Source organism: Mycetocola sp. BIGb0189, from assembly GCF_024810155.1.
In the GTDB taxonomy this organism is placed as follows: Bacteria; Actinomycetota; Actinomycetes; order Actinomycetales; family Microbacteriaceae; genus Mycetocola; species Mycetocola lacteus.
This window is the reverse complement of record NZ_JANUED010000010.1, coordinates 86179-111407: the sequence shown is the minus strand read 5'-3', so window position 1 is coordinate 111407 and position 25229 is coordinate 86179. Positions and strand designations below refer to the sequence as shown.

At 66.1% G+C, this 25229-nt stretch carries 22 protein-coding genes; 7 read left to right on the top strand and 15 right to left on the bottom strand.

Annotated features, from left to right (window positions below):
- Positions 1-47 precede the first annotated feature (47 nt).
- The 4 genes from M2390_RS15135 to purH all read left to right on the top strand — a co-directional run bounded on the left by M2390_RS15135 (position 48) and on the right by purH (position 4136).
- Positions 48-602, top strand: coding sequence for a hypothetical protein (locus tag M2390_RS15135; RefSeq protein ID WP_259179958.1), 555 nt, complete (start codon positions 48-50; stop codon positions 600-602).
- Between the two features lie 77 nt (positions 603-679).
- Complete coding sequence (locus tag M2390_RS15130) at positions 680-1915, top strand: DUF6350 family protein (RefSeq protein WP_259179957.1); 1236 nt, start codon at positions 680-682, stop codon at positions 1913-1915.
- A 9-nt stretch (positions 1916-1924) separates the two neighbouring features.
- Positions 1925-2506: a phosphoribosylglycinamide formyltransferase gene (gene purN / locus M2390_RS15125; protein WP_259179955.1), complete on the top strand. Its 582-nt coding sequence runs from the start codon at positions 1925-1927 to the stop codon at positions 2504-2506.
- A gap of 22 nt (positions 2507-2528) precedes the next feature.
- Positions 2529-4136, top strand: coding sequence for a bifunctional phosphoribosylaminoimidazolecarboxamide formyltransferase/IMP cyclohydrolase (gene purH / locus M2390_RS15120; protein WP_259179954.1), 1608 nt, complete (start codon positions 2529-2531; stop codon positions 4134-4136).
- 72 nt (positions 4137-4208) lie between these two features.
- On the opposite strand, the gene M2390_RS15115 is transcribed toward purH, so the two are convergent.
- From M2390_RS15115 to M2390_RS15060, 12 genes are all read right to left on the bottom strand, one after another.
- On the bottom strand, positions 4209-4655 hold the full coding sequence (locus tag M2390_RS15115; RefSeq protein WP_259179950.1) for a hypothetical protein: 447 nt from the start codon (positions 4653-4655) through the stop codon (positions 4209-4211).
- Positions 4656-4925: 270 nt separating this feature from the next.
- On the bottom strand, positions 4926-5402 hold the full coding sequence (locus tag M2390_RS15110; RefSeq protein ID WP_259179949.1) for a hypothetical protein: 477 nt from the start codon (positions 5400-5402) through the stop codon (positions 4926-4928).
- Between the two features lie 302 nt (positions 5403-5704).
- The gene (locus M2390_RS15105; protein ID WP_259179948.1) at positions 5705-7939 is read right to left on the bottom strand and encodes a ricin-type beta-trefoil lectin domain protein; all 2235 of its coding nucleotides are present in this window, start codon (positions 7937-7939) and stop codon (positions 5705-5707) included.
- 136 nt (positions 7940-8075) lie between these two features.
- Entirely contained in the window at positions 8076-10304 is a 2229-nt protein-coding gene (locus tag M2390_RS15100; protein ID WP_259179945.1) for a ricin-type beta-trefoil lectin domain protein, read from the bottom strand.
- Between the two features lie 18 nt (positions 10305-10322).
- Complete coding sequence (locus M2390_RS15095) at positions 10323-12008, bottom strand: beta-N-acetylhexosaminidase (protein ID WP_259179944.1); 1686 nt, start codon at positions 12006-12008, stop codon at positions 10323-10325.
- Positions 12009-12010: 2 nt separating this feature from the next.
- Entirely contained in the window at positions 12011-12889 is an 879-nt protein-coding gene (locus M2390_RS15090) for a carbohydrate ABC transporter permease (RefSeq protein ID WP_259179943.1), read from the bottom strand.
- Complete coding sequence (locus M2390_RS15085) at positions 12886-13875, bottom strand: carbohydrate ABC transporter permease (protein WP_259179941.1); 990 nt, start codon at positions 13873-13875, stop codon at positions 12886-12888. The genes M2390_RS15090 and M2390_RS15085 overlap by 4 nt, the downstream gene beginning before the upstream one ends.
- 75 nt (positions 13876-13950) lie before the next feature.
- Positions 13951-15273, bottom strand: a complete 1323-nt coding sequence (locus tag M2390_RS15080) for an extracellular solute-binding protein (protein ID WP_259179939.1) — start codon at positions 15271-15273, stop codon at positions 13951-13953.
- Between the two features lie 19 nt (positions 15274-15292).
- Entirely contained in the window at positions 15293-16162 is an 870-nt protein-coding gene (locus M2390_RS15075; RefSeq protein ID WP_259179937.1) for a class II fructose-bisphosphate aldolase, read from the bottom strand.
- Entirely contained in the window at positions 16159-17082 is a 924-nt protein-coding gene (locus M2390_RS15070; RefSeq protein ID WP_259179935.1) for a 1-phosphofructokinase family hexose kinase, read from the bottom strand. Before M2390_RS15070 ends, M2390_RS15075 begins: the two co-directional genes overlap by 4 nt.
- Complete coding sequence (locus M2390_RS15065) at positions 17079-18074, bottom strand: ROK family protein (RefSeq protein ID WP_259179934.1); 996 nt, start codon at positions 18072-18074, stop codon at positions 17079-17081. Before M2390_RS15065 ends, M2390_RS15070 begins: the two co-directional genes overlap by 4 nt.
- Positions 18071-18946: an SIS domain-containing protein gene (locus M2390_RS15060; protein ID WP_259179933.1), complete on the bottom strand. Its 876-nt coding sequence runs from the start codon at positions 18944-18946 to the stop codon at positions 18071-18073. The genes M2390_RS15065 and M2390_RS15060 overlap by 4 nt, the downstream gene beginning before the upstream one ends.
- 128 nt (positions 18947-19074) lie before the next feature.
- Between M2390_RS15060 and M2390_RS15055 the strand changes: the two genes are divergently transcribed.
- The 3 genes from M2390_RS15055 to M2390_RS15045 all read left to right on the top strand — a co-directional run bounded on the left by M2390_RS15055 (position 19075) and on the right by M2390_RS15045 (position 23618).
- Positions 19075-19878, top strand: a complete 804-nt coding sequence (locus M2390_RS15055) for a DeoR/GlpR family DNA-binding transcription regulator (RefSeq protein WP_259179932.1) — start codon at positions 19075-19077, stop codon at positions 19876-19878.
- Positions 19879-20028: 150 nt separating this feature from the next.
- Positions 20029-21804 (top strand): ABC transporter ATP-binding protein, encoded by a 1776-nt coding sequence (locus M2390_RS15050; RefSeq protein ID WP_259179931.1) that lies wholly within the window; start codon positions 20029-20031, stop codon positions 21802-21804.
- A complete protein-coding gene (locus tag M2390_RS15045; RefSeq protein WP_259179930.1) occupies positions 21801-23618 on the top strand; it encodes an ABC transporter ATP-binding protein in 1818 nt (605 codons plus the stop codon). The genes M2390_RS15050 and M2390_RS15045 overlap by 4 nt, the downstream gene beginning before the upstream one ends.
- Before the next feature lie 74 nt (positions 23619-23692).
- On the opposite strand, the gene M2390_RS15040 is transcribed toward M2390_RS15045, so the two are convergent.
- The 3 genes from M2390_RS15040 to M2390_RS15030 form a co-directional block, all read right to left on the bottom strand.
- The gene (locus tag M2390_RS15040; protein ID WP_259179929.1) at positions 23693-24121 is read right to left on the bottom strand and encodes a hypothetical protein; all 429 of its coding nucleotides are present in this window, start codon (positions 24119-24121) and stop codon (positions 23693-23695) included.
- Between the two features lie 229 nt (positions 24122-24350).
- The gene (locus M2390_RS15035; protein ID WP_259179926.1) at positions 24351-24743 is read right to left on the bottom strand and encodes an MGMT family protein; all 393 of its coding nucleotides are present in this window, start codon (positions 24741-24743) and stop codon (positions 24351-24353) included.
- Positions 24744-25196 carry a GNAT family N-acetyltransferase gene (locus tag M2390_RS15030; protein WP_259179923.1) on the bottom strand — a complete coding sequence of 151 codons (453 nt, stop codon included), beginning with the start codon at positions 25194-25196 and terminating at the stop codon, positions 24744-24746.
- Positions 25197-25229 lie beyond the last annotated feature (33 nt).

Sequence of the window (25229 nt, the reverse complement as noted above, 5' to 3'; positions counted from 1 at the left end):
CGTTATGCTTAGCCTGGGCAGAGTGCTCAGACTCGGGGCAGTGATCAATGAAGATTCATCAGCAACGTACAACACCGGTATCTCGGGCCCTCATCGGCCTGACCCTGGGGCTTATGGCCTGCAGCCTGGGCGGATGCGCGACCAGCGAGGCGGCACGGATCGAGGCTCACAACGCTCAGTTGCCCAGCGTCGATGAATCCGAACCCGCTGTCGGCACCCAGCCCGAGGAGGACGGATACGTCCCGGCGACCGGCGGAGAGGTGCTGCTCCAGGTGCAGCAGCAGGGGAAGCAGAACTTCTCGTTTGGTTCGCTCGACTATGAACATGTGTCCTGGAAGATTGAGTGTATGCAGAGTGCCGCGTACTCAATCTCCCTCAAGTACTCGGGAGAATCCGGGCCCTCGGCTCGTTCGGAGGGCAAGGACTGTGCCTCGGGAGACACGCTGTATCGGAGCCCCCTGCTGGTTGCAGACCGGACCGTTTCCCTAGAGGATACGGGCGAGGGGATGGGCGTCTTTGTACCGTCGCGGGCGGGTGCCGCCGATATCACGGTGGATGTTCCCCGCGGAATCTCCTACCTGCTGACCGTGTACATCGAATAGGGTCGCGGGGCGCTCTCACGGTACCCGCGGCTCGCCTTCGGCGTGGGAGCGGGCGAGCGGGTTAGTCTGAGGGTGTCATGAAACGCACCCAGGTCGCCCTCCTCGCCGCTCTCGAAGCCCTCATCGCCCTCGCCATCAGCGTGGGCGTCCTCGTGGTTCCGGCCACCCTGATCTGGGCCATCGGCACCGGATTCTCCGAATTCTGGAGCCTGTTCTGGCGCAGCTCGGTCGACTTCTGGCTGCTCGGTCACGGCGTGCACCTGAATGTGGAGCTTTCGGCCGACACCGTGGCCCCGTTTGGCCTGGCCGGGGCGAGCGATCCGTTTGTGCTTTCACTCGCCCCGATCGGCATCACCGCGCTGGTGATCTGGCTCGCCTATCGCAGCGGAACCCGCTCGGCAGATTCCGGACATCCGATCACCGCGCTGATTGCCGGGACCGTGACCTACGCGCTGCTGGCGTGCGGTGTGGTCTTCACCTCGGGCAGCGAGATCATCAGCACCGATCGGGTCACCGGCCTGATCTTCCCGCCGCTGATCTTCGCCGCCGCGATGGCTCTGGGCCTCGTGGTTGCCCGGTACCGGGCGGGGGAGCGGTTCCCGCTGGATACCCTGCCCGAGCGGCTCGGGGAACCCGGAAGTACGATCGCCTTCGCCTCGCTGCGCGGCGGGGCGCTAGCCTCCGGTGCCCTGATCGGTGTGGCCGGGCTGCTGACCGCGATCCTGCTGCTGGTCAACTATCCGCTGATCATCGGGCTGTACGAGACCACCGAGCTGGGGGTGGGTGGCGGCATCGTGATCACCCTGGCGCAGCTGCTCTACCTGCCCACGCTGATCATCTGGGCGGCGTCCTGGCTGATCGGTCCCGGATTTGCGGTGGGGGCCAACAGCATCTTCTCCCCGCTGGGCACCGTGGCGGGTCCCCTGCCCGCACTGCCGGTGTTTGGTGTGCTGCCCTCCTCGTCGAGCCCGCTGACCTGGATTCTGCTGATCGTCCCGATCCTCTGTGGGTTCCTCGCGGGCCTGTGGATCCGTCGCCGCCGGGTGGAGAGCGGCGAGCTGTCGATGGGGGAGGGTGCGATCACCGCCGCCGGCTCCGCGGTGGTCGCCGGAGTGCTGCTGGGACTGCTCTCGTGGTTCGCGGCCGGCGCTTTTGGACCCGGACGCCTCGCCGAGATGGGACCGACCGCCTGGCTTGTGGGACTGGTCTTTACGGGGGAAATCCTGGTCGGCGCACTGATCGGTCTGGTCTCCGGCCGCAGCGTGGAGACTGTCGAGGAGCCGCGGTTTTTGAGCGGGGTTTCGGAGCGGTAGACTCATCGGGTGCTCTCACTCGTTGTGCTGATTTCCGGGACCGGCTCGAACCTTCGGGCGCTGCTTGAGGCAACTCGCGAACCCGGATATCCGGCGCGCGTGATCGCCGTGGGTGCCGACCGTGACGCCAGCGGGCTGGAGCACGCCGCGGAGTTTGGGATCCCCACCTTCACCGTGCCCTTCCGCGAGTATGCCTCGCGCGAGCAGTGGGGTACCGCGCTGCTTGCGGCCATCGGTGAGTACGCCCCAGACCTGGTGGTCCTCAGCGGCCTGATGCGCCTGGTCCCCGACAATGTGGTCTCCGCGCTGTCCCCGAACCTAATCAACACCCACCCCGCCTACCTGCCCGAGTTCCCCGGTGCGCACGGCGTGCGTGATGCGTTGGCCTCGGGTGCCAGCCAGACCGGTGCGTCGATCATCGTGGTGGATAACGGCGTGGACACCGGGTCGATCATCGTCCAGGAGCGCGTGCCGATCCTCGCCGATGACACCGAAGAAAGCCTGCACGAGCGCATCAAACCGGTGGAACGCCGGCTGCTCGTGGACACCGTTCGGCGCATCGCCGACGGTCTGGATTTATCCGCACGATAACAACCAAACACTAGGAGCACCCATGGCCGGCCCCCGTCACGATGCACACCTGTACCGAAACCGCGATCTCGTTCCCGTCCGCCGCGCACTGATTTCGGTCAGCGATAAGACCGGCCTGCTGGAGCTCGCCGAGGCCCTGGCGAAGGCGGGGGTGGAGATCGTATCCACCGGTTCGACCGCTCAGACCATCCGCGATGCCGGCCACCAGGTCACCGACGTGGCCGCGGTCACCGGGTTCCCCGAGGCCCTCGATGGTCGCGTGAAGACCCTGCACCCCGCCGTGCACGCCGGTCTGCTCGCAGACCTGCGCCTGGAATCCCACGAGGCCCAGCTGGCCGAGATGGGTGTGGCACCGTTTGAGCTCGTGGTGGTCAACCTCTACCCGTTCGTCGAGACCGTGGCCTCCGGTGCCGTGGGTGATGACGTGGTCGAGCAGATCGACATCGGTGGCCCCGCGATGGTGCGTGCCTCCGCCAAGAACCACGCCAATGTGGGCATCGTGGTCTCCCCGGAGTCCTACGCCCGCGTAATCGAGGCCGTCGCCGCCGGCGGAACCACCCTCGCCCTGCGTCGCGAGCTGGCAGCCCAGGCCTTCGCTCACACCGCCGCCTATGACACCGCCGTGGCCGGCTGGTTCGCGGACAACGCGGAAGGCGCAGAAAGCTCCGCTGCCTTCGCCGAGTCGCTGACCATCCAGGCCGAGCGTCAGGGTGTGCTGCGCTACGGCGAGAACAGCCACCAGGCTGCGGCGCTCTACTCGCGTGCCGGCGGGCACGGCATCGCCCAGGCCGAGCAGCTGCACGGCAAGGAGATGAGCTATAACAACTTCGTGGACGCCGACGCTGCCGTGCGCGCCGCCTACGACTTCGTCAACCCGGCGGTCGCGATCATCAAGCACGCGAACCCCTGCGGTATCGCCGTGGCCAGCCCCAAGGCACCCGACGCAATCGCCAGCGCCCACCAGCGCGCCCACGAGTGTGACCCGGTGTCCGCCTTCGGTGGCGTGATCGCCGCCAACCGCACGGTCACCCTGAAGATGGCCGAGACGGTCAAGGAAATCTTCACCGAGGTCCTGGTTGCCCCGGACTTTGAGCCCGAGGCCCTCGAGGTGCTGAAGACCAAGAAGAACCTGCGCCTGCTGCGCCTGCCCGAGGGCTTCACCCCGGAGACCAGCGAGTTCAAGCAGATCTCCGGCGGCCTGCTGGTTCAGGAAGCCGACCGCTTCGGTGCCGACGACGTGGACGCCACCTGGACCCTGGTCACCGGTGAGCCCGCCGACGAGGACACCCTGGCCGACCTGCGCTTCGCCTGGAAGGCCTGCCGTGCGGTGAAGTCCAACGGAATCCTGCTCGCCCACGCCGGTGCCTCGGTGGGCGTGGGCATGGGCCAGGTCAACCGGGTGGACTCCTGCCACCTGGCCGTGGACCGTGCCGGTGAGCGTGCGGTTGGCTCCGTCGCCGCCTCCGACGCCTTCTTCCCCTTCGCCGACGGCCTCGAGGTTCTGCTCAAGGCCGGCGTGCGCGCCGTCGTCCAGCCCGGTGGTTCGGTGCGCGATGAGGAGGTCATCGCCGCCGCGAAGGCCGCCGGCATCACCATGTATTTCACCGGTGAGCGTCACTTCTTCCACTAGGCAAAATTGAGCGGCTGGCATCGGTAATCAACCGATGCCAGCCGCTTTTCTGCGTCGATTTTTCGTGTGACCTCACGACGGCGAGAGGAATAGTGTTCTGGATTTGAGTCGGCCTTCGTAGTAGCTATATGGGACCCAGCCGACTGCGCCCCAGAATCCATCAGCACCGAAGGAAATCGCCGCCATCTGCGGGTACGAATCATACATTTTGTGGAGCAATTCGAGCGAGTGAGCTCCGTAATGGCTACCGCGAAACCGTTGAGCCACTTCAAAGTAAAGGATTTCCGGGATACCCCGGCTATCCGGTGGAACGCGATAGCAGGGAAAGCCGTCGAGTCGTATTTGTATGTGAGCTCGTGCCACCTCACCATGCATCGCATCGATCATGCTGAAGAACTCGTGTGCGTGTGGCTCGTCGATGGATATTCCTTCGTTCCACCATGTGGGGTTGAAGCCAGCATCACTGCGATAATCAGGGATTAGGCGATACCCGATCATTCGCGACTGGATGATTCTCACGGGCTTTAGCGTTAACTCCACCGTGCCATTATCACGTATCTAAATGTCTCCGATGATTTGTTGAAGTCGCACAGTAATCGTTGATGCGGCGTGCCTGTATCAAGTGCTTGGTGAAATCGACCGAGATATCTTCGCGTTTGGCCTTAAGCACGAAACCCTCACCAGGGTGAGGGTTCGGCAAGGCGGGAAGTTTCCTTCCTGCTCTTCCAGGGTATGTCGGAAGCTGGCCCTTTCCAAGGGCCAAATGAAATGGATTCGGCTGGACTTTCGCTACCTGCGGCGGAACTCGCACAGGCGCTCGAAGTCGACGCCGCAGTTGTAGGTGATGCGCAGGTCGCCCCACACCACGTGGGTTTGGAGGGTGAGGGGGCGGGTTTCCGGGCGGTTGTTGGTGACGGTGAGATCGCGGTTTGTGCCCGCGGCTAGTGACCAGATGCCCGTGGTTGTCGCAGGGTCATCACTCTCCGGGCCGGGGCCGGGCAGTTTGGCCACATTTTTCGCGGTGAGGGTGTGATCGGCGCGGAAGAGGAGGACACCGTTGCCGTCGGTCGTATTCCACTTTCCCACCACCTCCTCGGCGCGCAGCGGAATGGTGCCGGTCACCGTGCGGGCGATCAGCGGGGAGAGGGCGATCCCCAACACCACGATCACCGCGATGCCCAACAGGATCAGGTTTCGACGGGCGCTTGGCGGTCTGCCCGCAGGCGTGGGCTGGGTGGCCGGAAAGAGCCAGGCGCTGAGTGACATCGTTCCCCCGATGAGTTGTGCGGTGCGGTGCGGCGCGGACGCGCGTGGGTGCGAGCTTAGGCAGACCCGGCTGGGCATGGGCTCTGAGCCCGGAGCGCCCGTGTCCCGATGCTAGCGAGCGCATCGTCGGCACACCACCGGCCCCGTCACGGCGCGACACATGAGTGAAAATGCGGTCCCCGGTGCGCCTGTGCGCGACACCCAGGCAGACCTGAGCGGCGGATGCCTCCGGACGGTGTGGCGGGTGGGATACCGCCGCGGGGACGAGACCGAGCGGCGATCTCGTCCCCGCGGCGACCCCGCTAGGGTGCCGGGGCGAAGGTCAGGCGCTGTGAGGACTCGGGACGCACGTCGCCGGTCGCCCCGGGCTGCGCATTCCACTGCCGGATCGGAGCGGTGACGGCAGGGGCGTTCGCGTCGGAGCTCAGGCTCAACGCCAGCCCGCTGTAACGGTTGACCAGGCGGTACTCCTCCGTCGGTGTGCTGGCACCGCGATCGCCGGAGACCCGGGTAACCCGCTGGAAGGACCACTGCTGGCCGATCCGGGCGTCCCCCTCCGCCACAGCCGCCGCGAGCGAGGGGACCGCGCCCCAGGCACGCCCGGCATTATCCGAGGCCTCCACCCCGAGAACCCGGTCGGAGCCGTCGGCCGTGATCGTGAAGAATCCGTCCTCGGTGCTGTCGAACCGCCAGGCGGCTGCGCCGTTCAGCTCAAACGTGGCGCCGTCGGACGCGGTGATCAGGTAAGGTTTTCCGGTTTTCACCGGGGCCTGGGGTAGATCCTTTTTCGAGAGCGGCTCGATCGTGGTCTCCGAATACTCCGAGGTGAAGGTGGAGCACTCATAGGAGCAGTAGGAGCGGAAGGTTTTGCCCAGAATCGTGCCCGAGGTGAGGTTGCCCGAGTCGAGCATCCAGCGATACCAGGCGGCATTCTTATTGGATTCCACCGTGCCGATGTCCACCCATTTTTGGGTCGCCAGGTCATCGGTTGCATAGAAGTGCAGGGGCGTCTGAGTCTCGGTATCCTGGGCCACCGAATTCTGCGGGGTCCCGATGTACTTGCCGAGGTAGGCGCTCCAGGCGATGTTCATCACCGTGAGCTGTGAGTCCTCGGGCAGGGTACCCGCGGCGACCTGCGCGGGCTGGGACCCGGGCCGGCTGGGATTGTAATCGTCTTTCGGTGCGGTGTATCCGGGACCGTTGCCGTCGGCGGGGATGATGTTGCTCTCCTTCCCACCGGTGCCCGGCTCCTGCCATGCACCGTCGTACCATTTTTGCCAGGAGTTCGGGGTCATCTTTTGTGAGATCGGGGCGCGGGCCACGTGTTGCATCCAGGTCTGGCCCTTCTCAACCCCGGGTTTGGCGATGGTGCGGGACGCGTAGAACACGTAGAAGTAGCCCGAGGCATTGTCCACAAAGAGGCGCTGGTCGCCGTCGCCGTAATAGTAGTTATCACCGGGGAAGGCCGCGGTGTCGCCGCGTTCGATACTGTACGGGGAGGTAATCACCTGGTCCTTGATCGCCCAGGTTTTCCCCTGATCCCGCGACACCGCATAGTCGATCGCGTCATAGTGCATCCGGTCACCAAACGGCGCCGGGGTGAACTCATTGTGGACCAGCCCGTACCAGTCACCCGAGTCGGGATCGACCCAGATGCCCGCGAGGTCGCAGTAGTTGCGCTGCGAGTAGCGTTCATGCCCTTCGGCGTATGTGCTGGTGAGCCCGGTGGGGCTGTTATTGCAGCGCCACGTGGTGTCGCTGTTTTTGTCGAGCGGATTGGCCGGGTTCACAGCCTCGTTGAGCTCCGTGGCATAGTCCGCCGAATCCATATTGGGTCCGGTGATAAACGTCCACTCCCGGGGCCCGTCAATTTCATACTGGGCGTTGGCGTACTGCTGGATGAAGGTGCCGTCGCGATCGATGATCGAGGCGTTGGGAGTGTCCGCATAGAACCGGTTCTCCACGGCCGGGCCTCCACTGAGCGCATAGCGCGCACCGGGTGCCGTCTTCGAGGCCCATTGCTGGGTGGGCTGGGCCGGATCGCAGGAGGCCAGACCGACCCGGGCGCGATTCGCCGGCGTTCCCTGAATCGCGAGGCACTTGGCAGACTTTGCCGAGTACACGGTTCCGTCGGGGAGCGCGGCAAATCTCTGCTGCACGGACTTCCTATTGCAGGTGCCCAGCTGCACCAGTGCACCGGTGGCGTCGGACCCGCCGCGCACCTCCAGACAGCGCTCGGCATTGCGTACGGTGCCATCTGTTTCCCAGCTCCACTTTTGGGTGGACGATCCGTTGCAGGAGAACAGCTGAATCGCTGAGCCATCGGCCGATGTCGAATCGCGCACGTCCAGGCAGCGGCCGTTGCCGACGATCGTACTGGTGGCGGTGGCCTGGGTGCCCGAGGACTTCGTCAGCAGCGGCACCATAACCACGGCAATCAGGGCCAGAAGGGCGATGGTGAGGACGATACCGCGCAGCGGTACCTTCCTCGGGGGACGGGCCGAGGGGTCGGCCGAGGATGGGGACAGGGTACTCATCGTGTTGCTCCATTCACGTCATTGGGTGAAATGCTGTGGGGGAAGCAGCGGGGTCGCCGGGATGGCGGATACACACATCGGAAGGCCCGTCGTGGGCGGGTGGGGGCTGCGCACGACGGGCGATCCGGTGGGAGGGTTAGGGCAGCGGCGAGAGGGTGAGCCGCTGCGCGGATTCGGGTCGTGCATCGCCGGTGGCCCCGGCGGGGGCGTTCCACTGGCGGATCGGGGAGGTCGCGGTACGCAGATCTCCGCCGCCGGTCACGCTCAGCGCCAGCCCGCTATAGCGGTTGATCAGGCGGTACTCGGCGGTGGGGGAAGACGCCCCGGATCCGGAGGGCACCGTGGTGATCCGCTGGAAGGACCACTGCTGGGCGATCCGCGCATCCCCGCCGGTCGCGGCCGGGCTCAGGGCCGGAACCGCGCCCCAGGCACGTCCGGCGTTGCCCGCGGCATCCACGCCGAGTAGCCTGCCGGAGTCGGCGGCACCGACGGTGAAAAAGCCATCGCCGGTCGCGGTGAAGGTCCACACCGAGGTGCCACCCACGGTGAGGTCGCCCCCGCCGGTGGCGGCGACACGATAACGGGTGCCCGCGCTGACCGGTGCCGGCGGGAGATCGGCCGGGTTTTTCGGCTCGATCGTGGTGTCCGCATACTCCGAGGTGAACGTGGTGCATTCAAAGGAGCAGTAGGTGCGGAACGTCTTGCCGAGGATCGTGCCCGAGGTGCGGTTGCCCGAGTCGAGCAGCCAGCGATACCAGGAGGCGTTTTTATTGGAGTCCACGGTCCCCAAATCCGTCCACTTCTGGGTGGCCAGGTCGTCGGTTGCATAGTAGTGCTGCGGGGATTTGGTTCCGGTGTCCTGAGCCAGGGAGTTTTGCGGGGTGCCGATGTATTTGCCCAGGTAGGCGCTCCAGGCGATGTTCATGACCGCAAGCTGCGAATCATCCGGCAGGGTTCCGGCGGCAACCTGCGCGGGCTGGGACCCGGGCCGGGTGGGGGAGTAATCGTCCGCGGGCGCGGTGAAGCCGGGACCGTTGCCGTCGGCGGGGATGATGTTGCTTTCCTTGCCGCCGATGCCCGGCTGCTGCCAGGCACCGTTGTACCACTTCTGCCAGGAGGCCGGGGCCATCTTCTGTGCGATGGGCGCGCGGGCCACGTGCTGAAGCCAGCTCTGACCGGGCGTAACCCCGGGTTTGGCGATGGTGCGGGACGCGTAGAACACGTAGAAGTAGCCCGAGGCATTGTCCACAAAGAGACGCTGGTCGCCATCTCCGTAGTAGTAGTTGTCGCCGGGGAAGGCCGCGGTGTCGCCGCGCTGGGTGCTGAACGGGGAGGTGAGCACCTGGTCCTTGATTGCCCAGGTTTTGCCCTGATTACGGGAGATCGCATAGTCCACCGAGTCGTAGTGCATCCCGTCCCCGAAGGGCTGCGGGGTGAACTCGTTGTGGACCAGGCCGTACCAGTCACCCGAGTCGGGATCCACCCAGACACCGGCGAGGTCGCAGTAGTTGCGCTGCGAGTAGTTACTACCCGCGGGGGCGAACGTGCTCTTCTTTCCGGTGGGACTGTTATCGCAGCGCCAGGTGGTGTTGTTGTTTTTGTCGATCGGGTTCGCCGAATCCACCGCATCATTCAGCGGCGATGGGGTCACGGAATCGGCATTGGCCCCCGAGAGGAACTTCCACTCCCGCGGAGCGGTGGCCTCATAGAGCGCGTGGGCGTACTGCTGATAGAACGTGCCGTCGCGATCGATGTAGGCGCTGTTGGGGGTGTCGCTGGCATAGGTGTTCTGCGTCGCCGGCCCGCCGGTCAGGGTATAGCGCGGGGCCGGGGCGCTCTGCGCCTTCCACTGCTGGGCAGGCTGCCCCGGATCACAGGACGCCAGCCCGATCCGCGCCCGATTGGCCGGGGTGCCCTGCACGGCCAGGCACTTGGCGGATTTGGCCGCATAGATGGTGCCGTCGGGCAGTGCGGAGAACCGCTGCTGCACGGCACCGGTGGTGCAGGTGTAGAGCTGGAGGAGGGCACCGGTGGCGTTGGATCCGCCGGTCACGTCCAGGCACCTGCCGAAGATGCGCACGGTGCCATCGGATTCCCACGTCCACTTTTGGGCGGAGGATCCGTTGCAGTCAAAGAGTTGGATCACCGTGCCGTTGGCGGTGCCGAAGTCGGCATCGTCCAGGCACCGCGTGCCCGAGGTGATGGTTCCGGCCGAGGTGGTGGCGCTCGCCGGTTCGGTGGCCAGCGGCACACAGGCCGCGGCCACCAGGGCGAGCAGGGCACAGGTCAGCGTGAGACGCCGACCCCGGGTAACCGGGACGGACCGAGAGTTCCGGTCCGTCCCGCGTGAGAGACGGTTGTGCATGGTGTTGCTCCGTTCACGTCATTGTTTGGGATGCTGCGAGGGAAGAGAAATATTGGCCACCAGCGCGGCGATGTGCGCCGCTCGTTCGGCGGGATCGCTCGGCCGACCGGGAATCTCGGGGCGCTGCTGCCACGGGTGCGGGCCGTCCTCGGGGCGGTACTCCACCCCGACCGCGTCGAGACGGGCCAGGTGACGACGCAGCCGCTCCTGGAACTCGACGATGTCGCCGTCCGAACCCCAGAGGGTTTCCGCCAGCGCACACAGTCGCGGGAAGGCCGCGTAGTCCACGGCGCGTACGCCATCCAGGTGTTCGGTCCAAATGTTGGCTTGACCACCGAGAACCAGCGCCTCCTCCTCGGGGGTGGCCCCCGCGGGAATCGGGTTGAACGCGTACACGTCGGCGACCCCCACCGGAGTACCCACCTGGATGGGCTCCTCGGGCAGATCCGACTGGCGGTAGTCGAGATACACCTGGTCGTCCGGGCTCGACACCACGTGGAACCCGCGGGCCAGCGCACTGCGGGCACCGGTCATGCCGCGCCAGGAGGCGATTGTCGAATCGGGGTGCGGATCGCCCTCAAGCAGCTCATCCCAGCCGAACGGCTTGCGCCCACGGGCCACGATGTGGGTCGAGAGCTTATTCAGGAACCAGCCGTGCAGGTCGTGCACATCGTTCAGCCCGCGTTCGCGCACCAGCTGCTGGGTGCGCGGGTCGTCGCGCCACTGCTCGGTGGGGCACTCGTCTCCGCCGATGCCGATGTGGGAGCCGGGGAACAGATCCATAACCTCATCCAGTACGTTGATGAAGAACTCGACGGTGGAATCCTCGGTGTTGAGCACATTGGGGTTGATGCCCCAGCGGGTGAAGACCTCGAGGTCCGGGCCGCCCTGGCCGTGCTCATCCACGCCGATTCCGAGCTCGGGATACGCGGCGATGGCCGCCTGCGAGTGCCCGGGCAGGTCGATCTCGGGTACCACGGAGACGTGCCGCGAGTGGGCGTAGGCCACGATCTCGCGAATATCATCCTGGGTGTAGAAGCCTCCGTGGGGACGTCCATCGCCGGGTGCATCACGCACCGGACCCCGCTGGGATTCGCGCCGCCAGCCGCCCACCTCGGTGAGCTTCGGATAGCGGGTAATCTCGATCCGCCACCCCTGATCCTCGGTGAGGTGGAGGTGCAGCACGTTGAGGCGGTGCATTGCAATCAGATCGATAAAACGCAGGATGTCGGCCTTGGGCAGGAAGTGCCGGGCCACATCCAGCATGACCCCGCGCCAGCCAAAGCGCGGCGCATCCTCGATGCTCACGGCGGGCAGAATCCACTCGGTGTTCGGGTGGATGACCGCTTCGCGGTACGCCTCCACCGGCAGCAGCTGACGCAGCACCTGCGCCGCATAGAACGCGCCGGCCGCGGCCCCCGCGGTGATCGCGACCCCGGTGGTTTCGATGCGCAGCCGGTACTCCTCGGCACCGAGGGCAGGATCCAGCAGCAGGCGGATGCCGCGCTCGCCGGAATCGGGATCGATGGCCGTGGGATCCTGGGTGTCCAGGTCGAGACCGGTGGCCGGACGCAGCACCTGCTGCAACCAGCGTCGCGCCTCCACGAGGGCGGGATCCGCGGCGATCCGGGTGGCGGAGGTGAGCGAATACCCTACGGCCCATTCGGTGTCGATGCGGCGGGGCTGGGGGACTAAAGCGGTCATTACTATCCCTTCACGGATCCGGCGGTGATCCCGGATACGAGTCGTCGTTGAACAAGCATGAAAAACACCACCACAGGGAGGGCAAACAGAACCGACGCGGCCATCTGCCCGCCAAAATCGGTCCCGTGTGTCGGGGTGCTAAAGGTAGCCAACCACACCGGGAGGGTATACATGGCCTGATCCTTCATGAATGTGTAGGCAATCAGATAGTCATTCCAGGCGGTGATGAACGCGAACACGCTGGTGGAGATCACGCCGGGGGCAACCAGGGGGAAGTAAATCCTGGTGAGCATCTGCCAGCTGGAGGCACCGTCGATCTGCGCGGCCTCGCCCACCTCGGCGGGAATGGCCACAAAGAACCCGCGCATCACCCAGATCGCAAACGGAAGCGTCAGCGAGATATAGGCCAGAATGAGCCCCGCATAGGTACCGAGCAGGCCCGCGCTGTTGAAGATCAGGAACTGCGGGATCAGCAGCGAGGTGGGCGGCAGCATCTGGATCACCAGGATCGCAACCAGGATCGAGCGCCGACTGCGGAACCGAAAAACCGAGAGCGCGGCGGCGGCCAGCAGACCCAGCAGAATCGCACAGACCACGGCGATGATGACCACAATCGCGCTGTTGGCGAGATTGCGTAGGAAGCCGGTCTGGGTGACGGCCACCACAAAGTTGTTGATCGTCGGATGCTCGGGCCAGAACTTGGGCACCGCGCTCATCAGCTCGGCGCGCGGTTTGAACGCGGTGTTGATCATCCAATAGGTGGGGAAGATCCAGACCAGGCAGAAGATCATCGCGATCGTCGTGGCCTTCCAGCGCAGCGGGCGACGGTGGCGACGCGGGCCGGTGTGAGCCCCGGTGACACGGGTCAGTGTGGCACTCATAGTTCTTCTCCCGAGCGGATCAGGCTGCGAATATAGACGGCCGTGAGCCCCAGCAGCATGAGCGTGGTGACCACCGCGATGGCGGCACCGCGCGCGATATCAAAGCCCACAAATGCGGTGGTGTACATAAACACTCCCAGGGTCGAGGTCGCCCCGTCCGGTCCGCCCGAGGACACCAACCAGATCTGGTTGAAGATGTTGAAGTCCCAGATGACCGAGAGAATGGTGACCAGAAACAGGGTGGGCTTCATATGCTGCAGGGTGACCGTGCGGTAGATGCGAAACTCGCTCGCTCCATCCAGCCGGGCCGCCTCGATGTACTCCCCGGGCACCTGGGTTTCGGCGGCATTCAGGGTCAGCGCGATAAAGGGGACCGCCTGCCAGACCACCAGCATCCAGATGCTGCTGTAGGCGAGGACCGGATCATTGGCCCAGTTGGTGTTGGTCATATCGCCGAAGACGTGGAGCTGGGTCAGCAGCCAGTTCATCACGCCGTAGCCGGGCTGGAACAGCCAGGTCCACACCAGCGAGGCGGCCACATTGGGCATCGCCCAGGCGCAGATCAACACGATTGTCACCGCGAGTCGCATTCCCGTATTCAGCCGTGTCAGCAGGTTCGAGATTCCCATCCCGATCAGCACGCTGCCACCCACCAGGGCGACGGTGAAGCCGATGGTGCGCAGCACCGAGTACCAGAACTCCGGGTCGCTCAGCAGCGCCGTGTACTGGTCGAATCCCACCCCGGCAAACGCGCCGGTGAACAGGGCGCGCTGACCGAAATCGGTGAAGGAGATAAACACCACAAAGAGGATCGGCGCCAGCGTCACCAGGGCCAGGATGATCCCGCCGGGAGCCAGCAGGGCAAACGGCGCGAGGGAGCGTCGGCGCGGAGCGCGCGTGGTGGGGCGGGGTGCCGGCGGGACCGGGGTGGCCGCCGGGGGACGCGACGTTGCGTCCGGCGGGAGAAGCGTGGAGGTGGCGTTCATGGTGTCCTTCGGAATGCCGAGACTGCGAGGTGAGGGGTTCCGGACGGGTCGGGTGGGCCCGTCCGGAACGGGGTGCTACTTCTTGTTCAGCGTTTTATCCGTGGCCTGGTCGAAGGTCGCGGCGGCGTCCTTCGGGCTCTTACTGCCCGAGGCGATGCTGGTGAAGAGGTTGTTGATGCTCTTGTCTCCCTCCAGGTCGGCCCAGCGGGCGGCGGCCGGGGTGGCTCGGGAGATCTGGGTGGCGTCAAAGAATGCCTTGCGGGTGGGATCCAAGCCCGCACCGATCTCCGTGGCCAGCTCGGTCGAGTTGGGGATCCAGCCGTTGCTGCCAAACACGAAGTCCTTCTGGATCGAGGGGCTCGCGGCGATCTTGGCCCACTGCAGGGCCAGATCCTTATTCTGGGTTTTGGTCGGGATACCCCAGTCAGATCCGCCGATCAGCACCGGCTGCTGCTTCCCGGAGAGACCCGGCAGTGCGAAGGCACCCAGGTCATCGGCGGTGAGTGCGGGGTTGGCCTTGAGGACCTGAGCGATCAGACCATAGGTCGCGATGATCGCCGAGGTCTTGCCGTCGGCAAAGACCTGCACCTGTGCCGGGCTCTGCGGATCGAGGGTCTGCGAGGCCGGGGTCGAGTAGGCGTTCTGGAACTCCTTCCAGGCCGCCAAACCCTTCTGCGCCTCGGGGCTACCGAGTGCCCCGCTCCAGGTGCCGTCCTTCACGGTGGCGATGTCCCCGCCGGCATCCCACACCCACTGCAGGCCGGCCTGCCAGTTTTGGCCCGGGAAGTACAGCGCGGAGAAATCCGCCTCGGTGCTCGCGGCCTTCACCTTATCCAGCGCCGCGGTGAGCTCGGCATAGGTGGTCGGGGCTGCGGTGACCCCGGCGGCGGCCCAGATCTTCTTGTTGTAGAGCACGGCCCGGCTGCCGGCAAAGCTCGGCACCGCGTAGAGGGATCCGTCCACGGTCGCGGGTTCCTCAAGCCCGGTCACCCAGGTTTGCCCCTGCTGGAGATCCTTCTTATACGGGGTGAGGTCGAGCAGCCCGCCGTTTTCGGCGAAGCTGGCAACCTGGGTATTGCCCAGGTCGATCACATCCGGCGGGGTCGAGGTGGCCAGGGCGGTCGAGATCTTGGTGGTGATCCCGTTCCACTGCTGCTCCTGCACGTTGACGGTGGCACCGGTCTGCTTTTCAAACTCGGCGTTGATCGCGTCGATGGTCGCCGCATCGTAGTCGTCCTGCATGGTCCAAACGGTGAGGGTTTTGCCCTTTCCCTCAGTGGTGGGGACGGCCGTGTTGCCGGCCGCCGCACCCCCACCGGAGGATCCCGAACAGGCGGTGAGCAGGAGGGCCGAGGCCGCGGCCATCGCGACCAGGGTGCCGGTTTTCGAAAAACGCATGTGAAGCTCCTTCGTTGGATTACTGCGTGATGCGGGGAGACGGGGTGGTGATCAGCCGAAGCAGCCGGGCCGTTTCGGTGCGGATCGCGGATTTTCCGCGGGCGATATAGCGGCGCGGATCGGTCGCCGTGGGGGATTCCTCCAGCTCCGCGCGGATGGCCCGGGTAAACAGGCCGTTGAGGTGCGTGGAGATGTTGATCTTGGTCATGCCGGCGTCGATCGCGCCGCGCAGCTGCTCATCGGAGAGGCCCGAGGACCCGTGGAGGACAAGTGGGACAGGGACGGCGTGAGCCAGCCGACCGATCAGGTCGCGGTCCACCTCGGCCGTGCGCTGCTGCATCGCGTGGGAGGAACCCACGGCGACCGCGAGCGCGTCCACTCCGGTGGCGGCAACAAACGCGGCGGCCTCGTCCGGATCGGTGCGCACACCCGGAGCGTGCACACCGTCCTTGCCGCCCACCCGGCCCAGCTCGGCTTCGACGCCGACCCCGGCCGCATGGCAGCGCGCGGCGATCCGCGCGGTGGTGTCCACATTGGCCGCATACTCCAGCGCCGAGCCGTCGTACATGACGCTGTCGGCACCGAGCCGGATTCCCTGTGCGATCAGCTCGGGATCCTCGATATGGTCCAGATGGACCAGGACCGGGACCCGTGCGGCGGCGGCGATCCCCAGGCTGCCCCGCAGGATCGGGGCGAGTGAGCCGTGATAGCGAATACAGTTCTCGCTGATCTGCAGGATGACCGGGGACTCGGCCTCCTCGGCCCCGGCAACGATTGCCTCGGCGTGTTCCAGGAGCACCACGTTGAAGGCACCGATGCCCGCGCGCCGCGCATGTGCGTCGGCCAGCAGCCCGGGGAGGCCGCGCACGGTTGTGCTCGCCGCGCTCATCGGGACGCCTCGGATGTGTGGAGGAGTGCGTCAAAACGATCGGCATCCGCGGGATCAAGCTCCCCGGCCACGGGACTGAGCACCGCGGCCGCCCCGAGCGCGGCGGCACCCTCCAAGGATTCCAGGAGGTCGGCCCCGGCCTCGAGCGCGCGGACCAGCCCCGCGGTGACCGCGTCGCCGGCCCCGGTCGGGTTGCCGCTGATGCCGGGCACGGCGGGCACCGAACGGGTACCGGCGGCGGTATAGCCGCGCAGGCCCTCGGCGCCTCGGGAGAGGACAACGGTGCGTGCTCCCAGAGCGAGCAGCGCGGTGGCCGCCGCATCAACCTCGTGGGTGCCGGTGGCCTCCATCGCCTCGGCGGCGTTGGGAGCGAGGACATCGGCGCGCGCCTGGGCCGCGGAGATCAGCGCCGCCCCGGAAACATCCACCACCGTGTGTACCCCCTGGGTCTGGGCAAGCCGGATCCAGTCGCCCACCATTCGAGTATCGGTCTCGGGCGGCAGCGACCCGGCAATCACCAGGGTCGAGTGGGTGGCCAGCCGGGTCAACAGGAGGCGAGAAAGCGCCGCCCACTCCGGCGTGGTGATCACCGGGCCGGGTTCCCCCAGCATCGTCGGGTGATCGATTCCGTCGTGCACGGTGACCGTGCGCCGGGTTTCGCCGCGTATCGGACAGGCGACCACGGGGATCCCCCGGTCCCGCAGCGCGGTTTCGATCCGGTCGCCGGTGGGTCCGCCCAGGGGCTGGATCGTGGTGACCGGTATCCCCAGGGTGTTCAGGACCCGGGCCACGTTAACGCCCTTGCCGCCGGGACGGGTGGTGACCTCGCGCACACGCTGGGTCACGCCGATGCGCTGTCGGTCGACCCGGTACCCCAGATCCAGGGCGGGGTTCGGGGTTAGGATCAGGACGCCGCTCATGCCGTCACCGTGGTGCGCGGCATCGTGGAAGCGGGGGCCGACGGGGCAGATTCTTGCCGCCTTCCCCGCTGGGCGGCAACCGCGCGGGCCAGCAGGGCCGCGCCGCGGGCGCTCGCCGTATCCCCATGTCGCGCCTTGACGATCTCCGGCGCGGGCATCGGAGCCAGGATTTCGGCCACGCGGGTGGTGAGCGGAGTCAGGAGCAACCCCTCGGATTCGGCCAGGCCGCCACCCAGCACCACGCGGGTCGCTCCGGAAACCGCGGTCACCCAGGACACCGCCTCGGCCAGGACCTCTACCGTCTCGGTCCAGACCCGGCTCGCCTCAGCATCGCCCGATCGCACCAGCTCGGCGACCTCGCGGGCCGTCGCGACCCCGGCCCGGCGGGCGACCGAGCGTGCGGAGGCCACCTCCTCGAGCGTGTGGCCGCGGAACGGTCCGTGGGTGAGACGCAGCTGCCCGATTTCCCCGGCGAGACCCCCGCCCACCACGTGACCGTTTTCCACCAGCGCACTGGCGATCCCGGTCCCGATCGGGATAAACGCGATCCGCTGGTGTCGGACGCTGTCGCCCACCCGCGGGAAGCTCTCGGCGAGGGCCCCCGCCCGGACATCGTGTCCAAACGCGAGCGGCAGGGTCAGACCCGCACCGTCCAGCGCGGTGCGCAGCAGCTCACGCAGCGGCAGGTTGCGCCAGCCCAGGTTGACCGCGTGCCCGACAACCCCCGAGCCCTCCTCGATGATGCCGGGAACCACGATCCCCACCGCGAGCGGCGTGTAGCCGGCGGCGAGGGAGGACTCCCGAGCCCAGCGCACCACCTCGACGATCAGATCGGTGAGGGCGTGTGCCTGGGCATCGTTGCTCGGGGTGGTGTCTCGGCGCAGGGCGAGGACCCGACCATCGGAGTGAAACAGTCCCGTTTTGGTGCCGGTTCCGCCCACGTCGATGCCGATGACCACATCGTCGGTGTCTGATTCTCGGGGTGTGCTCATGCGAGGATGACCGATCGGGTCAGGGCACGCGGCTGATCCGGATCAAGCCCGCGCCGCTCGGCCAGGGCCACCGCGAAGCGGTGCACAATTACCAGTTCGGCCAGCGGATCGAGATCGTGGTGGACAAAGCGGGCGCCGGTGCGCGCGACATCCTCATCCAGTCCGGTGGGATAGTCACCCAGGGACCACACGAGTCTGCCGGGCTGGGCGATCGCGATGGGGCCGTGTCGGTAGTCCATTGCCGGATACGCCTCGGCCCAGAACTGTGCGGCCTCTCGGGTTTTGAGCGCGGCCTCCTGGGCAAGGCCCACCGCGGCCCCACGCCCCACAAAGGTGACCTGGTCGGCGTCCAGGAGGTCATCAATGGGGAGGGTGAGTGCGCGTTCGGCCTGGGCCGCGAGAGCCTCGACGTTCTCGCCCAGGTGTGCCCGCAGGAGCGCGAGCGTGGTGGTGGCAAAGCGGGTCTGCACCACCGAACGCTCATCGGCGAAGGGGAGCAGCACCTGGTGGGTGGCCAGTGACACCACGGGACTGTCGGCTACCGCGGTGATGACGGTGCTGGGGGCACGGACCGCGCCCAGAAGCTCGAGGATTTCGGTGGTGGTGCCCGAACGGGTGATGGCCACCACCCGGTCATAGTCTCGATCGGCAGGGTACTCCGACCCGGCGAAGGCATCGGTGACGCCCTGCCCGGCGCGTTCGCGCGCCACCGCGTAGCTCATCGCGATGAACCAGCTGGTTCCGCAGCCGACCACGGCTACACGCTCTCCGGGCTGGGGCAGTAGGGCGGCGTTGTCCGCGGCAACCGCGGGGGCCAGACGCCAGGTCTCGGGCTGGGATTCCAACTCACTGGAGACAAATCTTGCGGCCATTCGATGTCCTTTCATCGGTGTGGTGGATCTAGACTATGACTGTTAATGATCGTTAATCAATATAATTAATCAAGTTCGATCAAATTGATCGTGACCGCCGTGAACGAAACGACAGATATGATGGCCCCGTGACTACCCAGCAGCGACTCAACCGACTCCTCGACTTTGTGGGGGAACGCGGCAACGTGTCGATCGCCGAAATCGTGGCCGAGTTTGAGGTGTCGGCCGCGACCGCAAGGCGCGATCTCACCACGCTCGCCGAACAGCGACTGGTCACCCGCACCCACGGTGGGGCCTCCGCGCTGAGCACCGGATACGAGCTGCCGCTGCAGTACAAGATCGCCCTGCAGGCCGAGGCCAAGATCGCCATCGCCCGGGCGACCGCGGCCCTCATTCCCACCGGTGCGACCGTGGGGATCAATGGGGGAACCACCACCACCGAGGTGGCGAGGCAGCTGGCCAAGAGCGAGCGGTTTGTGCGTGAGGACGGTGAGCCGGGGCTGACCCTGGTGACCAACGCCCTCAATATCGCCTATGAACTCTCGCTGCGCCGGAACGTGAAAATCACGGTGACCGGGGGCGTCGCGCGAGCCCAATCCTACGAACTGGTGGGGCCGCTGGTGCGGGATACCCTGACCGAGTTTGCCCTCGACGTTGTGGTCCTCGGCGTGGACGGGCTGGGCCCGAAATTTGGGGCAACCACCGTGCATGAGAGTGAGGCCGAGGTGAGCCGAATCTTCGCCGAGGTGGGAGCTCGGGTGATCGTGGTGGCCGATTCCACCAAGATTTTACGATCCACCTTTGCCCGAATCTGTCCGCTGGACGTGATCGACGTGCTGGTTACCGATCAGCCCCTGGACCCCGAGATTGCGGGCCAGTTCGCCGCCGCCGGCGTCGAGGTAGTGGTCGCCACTCACGAGTCCGAGGCGTGAGCGGGCGCGGAAAATAACGCGGCATCGGCTTGAGATTTTTCGTAACCTGACGATATCCTGAAAGGCTGTTCGCCGGGACCCGGCGTCACCCTCGTACATCGATGTTCATTTTCTCGGTGGCGGGGCCATATTTCGACCTTCCGGGTACGCATGTCTTCACCTTCTGTTTTTTCTTCCCTGTGGCGCCTGCGCGAATACGCACGTCCCGCTTTGCCGCGCCTCGCGCTCGGCGGCGTGGCCGGCCTGTTCGCGGGGCTGCTGGCACTGGCGATCCCGCTGGTGCTGCGTGAGCTCGTGGATGGCCCGCTGGCCTCCCGCGACACCGCACTGATCATCGGCGCGGCCGGGATCGTGCTGGCGCTCGGTGTGGCCGAGGCGGCCACCGTGGCCGTGCGCCGCTGGCTGGTGCTGACCCCCGGTACCCACGTCGAGGCCGCGATGCGCAACGCGATGTATGAGCGCCTGCAGGATCTGCCGGTGTCCTTCCACGACCGCTGGCAATCCGGTCAGCTGCTCTCTCGCCAGGGCACCGATCTGGGTTTGATTCGTCGCTGGCTTGCCTTCGGCATCATCCTGCTGTTTGTGAACCTGGTCACCATCGTGGTGGGTACCGCGGTGCTGTTCACCTGGCATCCGCTGCTCGGCGGGATCTTCCTGCTGATCTCGGTGCCGATCTGGATCTACGGCTTCGCGTTTGAAAAGCGCTACGCGGTGGTGGCTCGGCTGAGCCAGGACCAGACCGGCGACCTGGCCACCTCGGTCGAGGAATCGGTGCACGGCATCCGGGTCCTCAAGGCCTTCGGCCGTGGCCGGCACGCGCTGCGTGGATTCACCCGTCAGGCCCAGGACCTCCAGGGCACCGAGATCAAAAAGGCAAAGGCCCTCGCGGGCATCTGGCTCTGGCTCGTGCTGCTGCCGGACATCGGCTTCGCGCTGTGTCTGCTCGGTGGCATCTGGCTGGCCAGCCAGGGCCAGATCAGCGTGGGCGAGCTCTTTGCGTTCTTCGCCACCGCGACGATCCTGCGTTTCCCGCTGGAATCCATCGGCTTCCTGCTGGCGATGACCCTGGACGCGCGTGCCGCGACCGACCGTTTCTTTGAGGTCATGGACGAACCGATCACCCTGGCCGATCCCGAGGCACCGAAGCACATCGAGAACCCTCGCGGACGCCTGGAGTTCGACAACGTTCACTTCCGCTTCCCCGACGCCCCCGAGGGCACCCCCGACCTGCTGGACGGGGTCTCCTTCACCGTGGAACCGGGTCAAACCGTGGCCGTGGTGGGCCTGACCGGATCGGGCAAGTCCACGCTGACCGCCCTTGCCTCGCGCCTCTATGAGGTGACCGGAGGATCCATCCGCCTGGATGGGATCGACCTGCGCGAGCTCAACCGCGACGACATCTACGCCAATCAGTCGGTGGCGTTTGAGGAGCCCACGCTCTTCAGCGCCTCGATCCGCGACAATGTGCTGCTGGGCCGGGACGACACCAAGACCGATCCGGAGACCGCCCAGAAGTCGCTGGATCGCGCCCTCGACGTGGCCCAGGCGGACTTTGTCCGTCGCCTCCCCGAGGGTGTGGAAACCGTGGTGGGCGAGGAGGGCATGAGCCTCTCCGGCGGTCAGCGCCAGCGCGTGGCCCTGGCCCGAGCCCTGGCCACCGACCCGAAGATCCTGGTCCTCGACGACCCGCTCTCGGCACTGGATGTGAACACCGAGGCCCGGGTGGAGGAGGGGATGCGCCGCGACTACGGCACCACCTCAACCCTGATCGTGGCCCACCGCCCCTCGACCGTGCAGACCGCCGACCATGTGGTTCTGCTGCACGAGGGTCGCATCCACGATGCGGGCACCCACCGTGAGCTGCTGGAACGCAGCGCCGAATACCGATTTGTACTGTCCAGTTTGGACGAGGAGAACACCCGATGAGTGACAACACCGTGCAGGGGGTGAGCGGCGAGGAACGCTCCTCGCTGACCCCCGAGGAATCCGCACGGATCCGTAAGCGATCCCTGAAGCTCCTGGGTGAGCTGGTGCGGCCGGTCCGCGGCCGGGTCATCCTGACCATGGTGGTCGTGATTCTCTCGACCGCCGCGCAGGTGGCCGGCCCCGCGCTGATCGCGTTCGGGCTGAACAAGGCGCTGCCCGCGGTGCTGGATCAGGCCGACTGGGGCCCCGCCTTCCTGGCCGTGGGGGCGCTGCTGGCCTCGGGTATCGTGGGCGCCGTGCTCATCTCCTGGTACACGATTCTCAGCGCCCGGGTGAGCCAGGCGATCCTGCTGGATCTGCGCCTGCGCGTGTTTGCGCACACCCAGGACCTGAGCCTCGACTTCCACGAGAGCTACACCTCCGGCCGGATCATCTCGCGCCAGACCAGTGACCTCGACGCGATCCGCGAGCTGCTGGACTCCGGCATCAACCAGCTGGTGTCCGGCGTGCTCTACATGTCGTTTACCGCGGTTGCGATGGTCCTGCTGGACCCGATTAGCGCCCTGGTGATCGCGATCGCGCTGATCCCGCTACTCCTACTCGGCCGCTGGTTCCAGCGCCGCTCGCAGGTGCTGTTCCGTCAGCAGCGGGTGGCCTCGGCCCAGACCATCGTGAAGTTTGTCGAGACCATGACCGGCATCCGCGCGGTCAAGGCCTTCCGTGCCCGGCGCCGCAACGAGGAGGAGTTCGGCGAGAAGGTCGAGAACCTGCGCGGGATTAACGCCCGGGTGATCGGCCTGTTCGGAATCTTCGATCCGGGCCTGATCCTGATCGCCAATGTCTCGGTGGCCGTGATCGTGCTGGTTGGTGGCCTGCGGGTGGCCGGTGGTGCCATCGCGATCGGCACACTGCTGGCCGCGGTCCTCTACGCCAAGCGCTTCTTCGATCCGGTTGAGGACATGGCCATGTTCTACAACTCCTATCAGTCGGCCGCGGCCGCACTGGAGAAGATCTCGGGTGTGCTGGAGGAGGAGCCGGGCGTGCCCGCACCCCAGGCTCCGGTCGCGCTGCACACACCGCGCGGTCACCTGGAGTTCCGGGAGACCACGTTTGGGTATGGCAACGGGGTCGAGATCCTGCCGAAGTTCTCGCTGGAGATCCCCGCCGGGCAGACCATCGCCCTGGTGGGGGCCACCGGCGCGGGCAAGACCACGCTGGCCAAGCTCATGTCCCGCTTCTACGACCCGACCTCGGGCCGGGTCACGCTGGACGGGGTGGACCTGCGCGATCTGGATGATGCGCACCTGCGCCGCGCGGTGGTTATGGTCACCCAGGAGGCGTACCTGTTCTCGGGCACCATCGCCGATAACATTGCGCTGGGAAACCCCGATGCCACCCGCGAGCAGATCATCGAAGCAGCCCGTGCGGTGGGCGCCGACACCTTCATCGAGGCGATGCCCGCCGGCTTTGATACCGACGTGAATAAGCGTGGTGGACGCCTGTCGGCGGGTCAGCGTCAGCTGGTTTCGTTTGCCCGTGCGTTCCTCGCCGATCCCGCGGTGCTGCTGCTGGATGAGGCCACCGCCTCGCTCGACATCCCGGGTGAGCGCGCGGTGCAGAACGCACTGCAGACCCTGCTCGCCTCGCGGACCGCGGTGATCATCGCGCACCGACTGTCCACGGTCGCCATCGCCGACCGGGTGCTCGTGATGGAGCAGGGCCAGATCGTCGAGGACGATACCCCCGCGGCGTTGATCAGCGGGACCGGTCGCTTTGCCAAGCTGCATGCGGCCTGGCGGAACTCGCTGGTCTAGTCCCGGACGTCAAAACGGCGAGGGTGCCACGGAAATATCCGTGGCACCCTCGCCGTTTGTCTGGAATCGACTGATTACTTGGGGGAGACCATCGTCTCGCCGTAGTAGTTACCGAAGGCCGAGAAGACGCTCCAGTCTCCGCAGATCTGGACCTCCTTGGGGACCTCGGTGGGCCACCAGGTGTCGTTCAGCCCGGGCGACTCGGGACGCTCACCGGGCTTGCATACGCCCTCGGGCAGCGGAGAGTCGGTGTGGAAGGTGATCAGGGTTCCCGGGGTGGACGGGTGCGACTTGATCCGGATGTTTGTGGAGTCTTCGGGGATGAACGGGGTCGGCGCGAGCTTTTCGGCCTCCGGCGCAAATTCCTTATAGGTGGGGTAGATCGCGGACTTCGGATCGGCAATCAGGGTGTTGACGGTTCCGCATCCGGCAAGCCCAATCACCCCGACCACGGAGAGGGCGGCGAAGGAAAGAATGCGAGCAGAAGACCAAACACGTTGCATAATTCCATTACAACGCGCTTTCCTGTGACGAACATCGTACGCAGGCGTGGCGTGTGTCGTCCTCGGGGATGATTTTTACCACCTCGGGCGCAAAAACCGCGTGATAATGCGGAGTTAAGTTGCCTCGGTGACACATTCCCGAATTGCAACGATTCGGTAATGATTTAGGCGATCCCCTTCCCATGTTCCCCATTTGGGGGACCGGAAAACGCCGAATGTGGGCTTCAGATCACGACCGGGGCACGGCGTCCGTCTCAAACTCCGCCTCGACCCGGGTCACAAAGGCCGATTTCGTTGGCCGCGGATGTCCACCCAGCCGGCGCAGTGCGGTGCCCTCGGCCTCCCAGTGTTCCAGGGCAGCCTCGGCCAAATGGGTGGGCAGCGTCCCATCGGCACGGATCACCCGCCACCAGGGCAGATCATTGCCCTGCCGGGCCATGATCGCACCCACCTGGCGTGCGGCGCGGGTCCCCATCGCCGCGGCGACCCCACCATAGCTCATCACGCGTCCCGGAGGGATCGCCAACACCACACGATAGACGGCCTCGAGGAACGCCTCGGGATCATCGATGACGGGGAGGACTACCCGGAATTCGGGTTCGCTCGACTCGGGAACCGTCACCTAGATGCTGCGGCGGGCCAGGACCTCGCCGTAGGCGGTTTCACCCACGGGCTCGAAGCCGACCTGGCGGAAGAAGACATCGGGACCCAGGTCGCCGGGCTCATAGATCACGCTGACGTGGTCGAAGCCGCGCTTGCGGGCCTCCTCGGTCAGGGCGTCGACCGCGAAGGTGCCCACGCCCTCGCCCTGAGCATCGGCGTCCACGTTGATCCGCCAGAGCACGCTGCGGAACTCCTCGCTGGGGGAGTCATCGTCGAAGGAACCCTGGATGAAGCCGACCACCTTGTTATCGCGCAGAACCACGCGCTGCCAGGTGGTGGATGGGTCGGTGACGGCGGCGGCTACCGAGTAGGAGACGGGCGCAACAAACTGCTCCTGTCCGGGCTTCAGGGTCAGGGCGTTTACCGCGACGATGGTCGTGGCCGAAAGTTCCTCAAGGCGTAGGTCGGTCATATCCCTAGGGTAGCCCCACCCTTCCGACAGTGG

Bases quoted from the DNA above. Each gene is read 5' to 3' on its own strand.
- M2390_RS15135 (WP_259179958.1), top strand. From the start codon at position 48: ATGAAGATTCATCAGCAACGTACAACACCGGTATCTCGGGCCCTCATC.
- M2390_RS15130 (WP_259179957.1), top strand. From the start codon at position 680: ATGAAACGCACCCAGGTCGCCCTCCTCGCCGCTCTCGAAGCCCTCATC.
- purH (WP_259179954.1), top strand. From the start codon at position 2,529: ATGGCCGGCCCCCGTCACGATGCACACCTGTACCGAAACCGCGATCTC.
- M2390_RS15110 (WP_259179949.1), bottom strand. From the start codon at position 5,402: ATGTCACTCAGCGCCTGGCTCTTTCCGGCCACCCAGCCCACGCCTGCG.
- M2390_RS15105 (WP_259179948.1), bottom strand. From the start codon at position 7,939: ATGAGTACCCTGTCCCCATCCTCGGCCGACCCCTCGGCCCGTCCCCCG.
- M2390_RS15100 (WP_259179945.1), bottom strand. From the start codon at position 10,304: ATGCACAACCGTCTCTCACGCGGGACGGACCGGAACTCTCGGTCCGTC.
- M2390_RS15095 (WP_259179944.1), bottom strand. From the start codon at position 12,008: ATGACCGCTTTAGTCCCCCAGCCCCGCCGCATCGACACCGAATGGGCC.
- M2390_RS15090 (WP_259179943.1), bottom strand. From the start codon at position 12,889: ATGAGTGCCACACTGACCCGTGTCACCGGGGCTCACACCGGCCCGCGT.
- M2390_RS15085 (WP_259179941.1), bottom strand. From the start codon at position 13,875: ATGAACGCCACCTCCACGCTTCTCCCGCCGGACGCAACGTCGCGTCCC.
- M2390_RS15080 (WP_259179939.1), bottom strand. From the start codon at position 15,273: ATGCGTTTTTCGAAAACCGGCACCCTGGTCGCGATGGCCGCGGCCTCG.
- M2390_RS15075 (WP_259179937.1), bottom strand. From the start codon at position 16,162: ATGAGCGCGGCGAGCACAACCGTGCGCGGCCTCCCCGGGCTGCTGGCC.
- M2390_RS15070 (WP_259179935.1), bottom strand. From the start codon at position 17,082: ATGAGCGGCGTCCTGATCCTAACCCCGAACCCCGCCCTGGATCTGGGG.
- M2390_RS15065 (WP_259179934.1), bottom strand. From the start codon at position 18,074: ATGAGCACACCCCGAGAATCAGACACCGACGATGTGGTCATCGGCATC.
- M2390_RS15060 (WP_259179933.1), bottom strand. From the start codon at position 18,946: ATGGCCGCAAGATTTGTCTCCAGTGAGTTGGAATCCCAGCCCGAGACC.
- M2390_RS15050 (WP_259179931.1), top strand. From the start codon at position 20,029: ATGTCTTCACCTTCTGTTTTTTCTTCCCTGTGGCGCCTGCGCGAATAC.
- M2390_RS15045 (WP_259179930.1), top strand. From the start codon at position 21,801: ATGAGTGACAACACCGTGCAGGGGGTGAGCGGCGAGGAACGCTCCTCG.
- M2390_RS15040 (WP_259179929.1), bottom strand. From the start codon at position 24,121: ATGCAACGTGTTTGGTCTTCTGCTCGCATTCTTTCCTTCGCCGCCCTC.
- M2390_RS15030 (WP_259179923.1), bottom strand. From the start codon at position 25,196: ATGACCGACCTACGCCTTGAGGAACTTTCGGCCACGACCATCGTCGCG.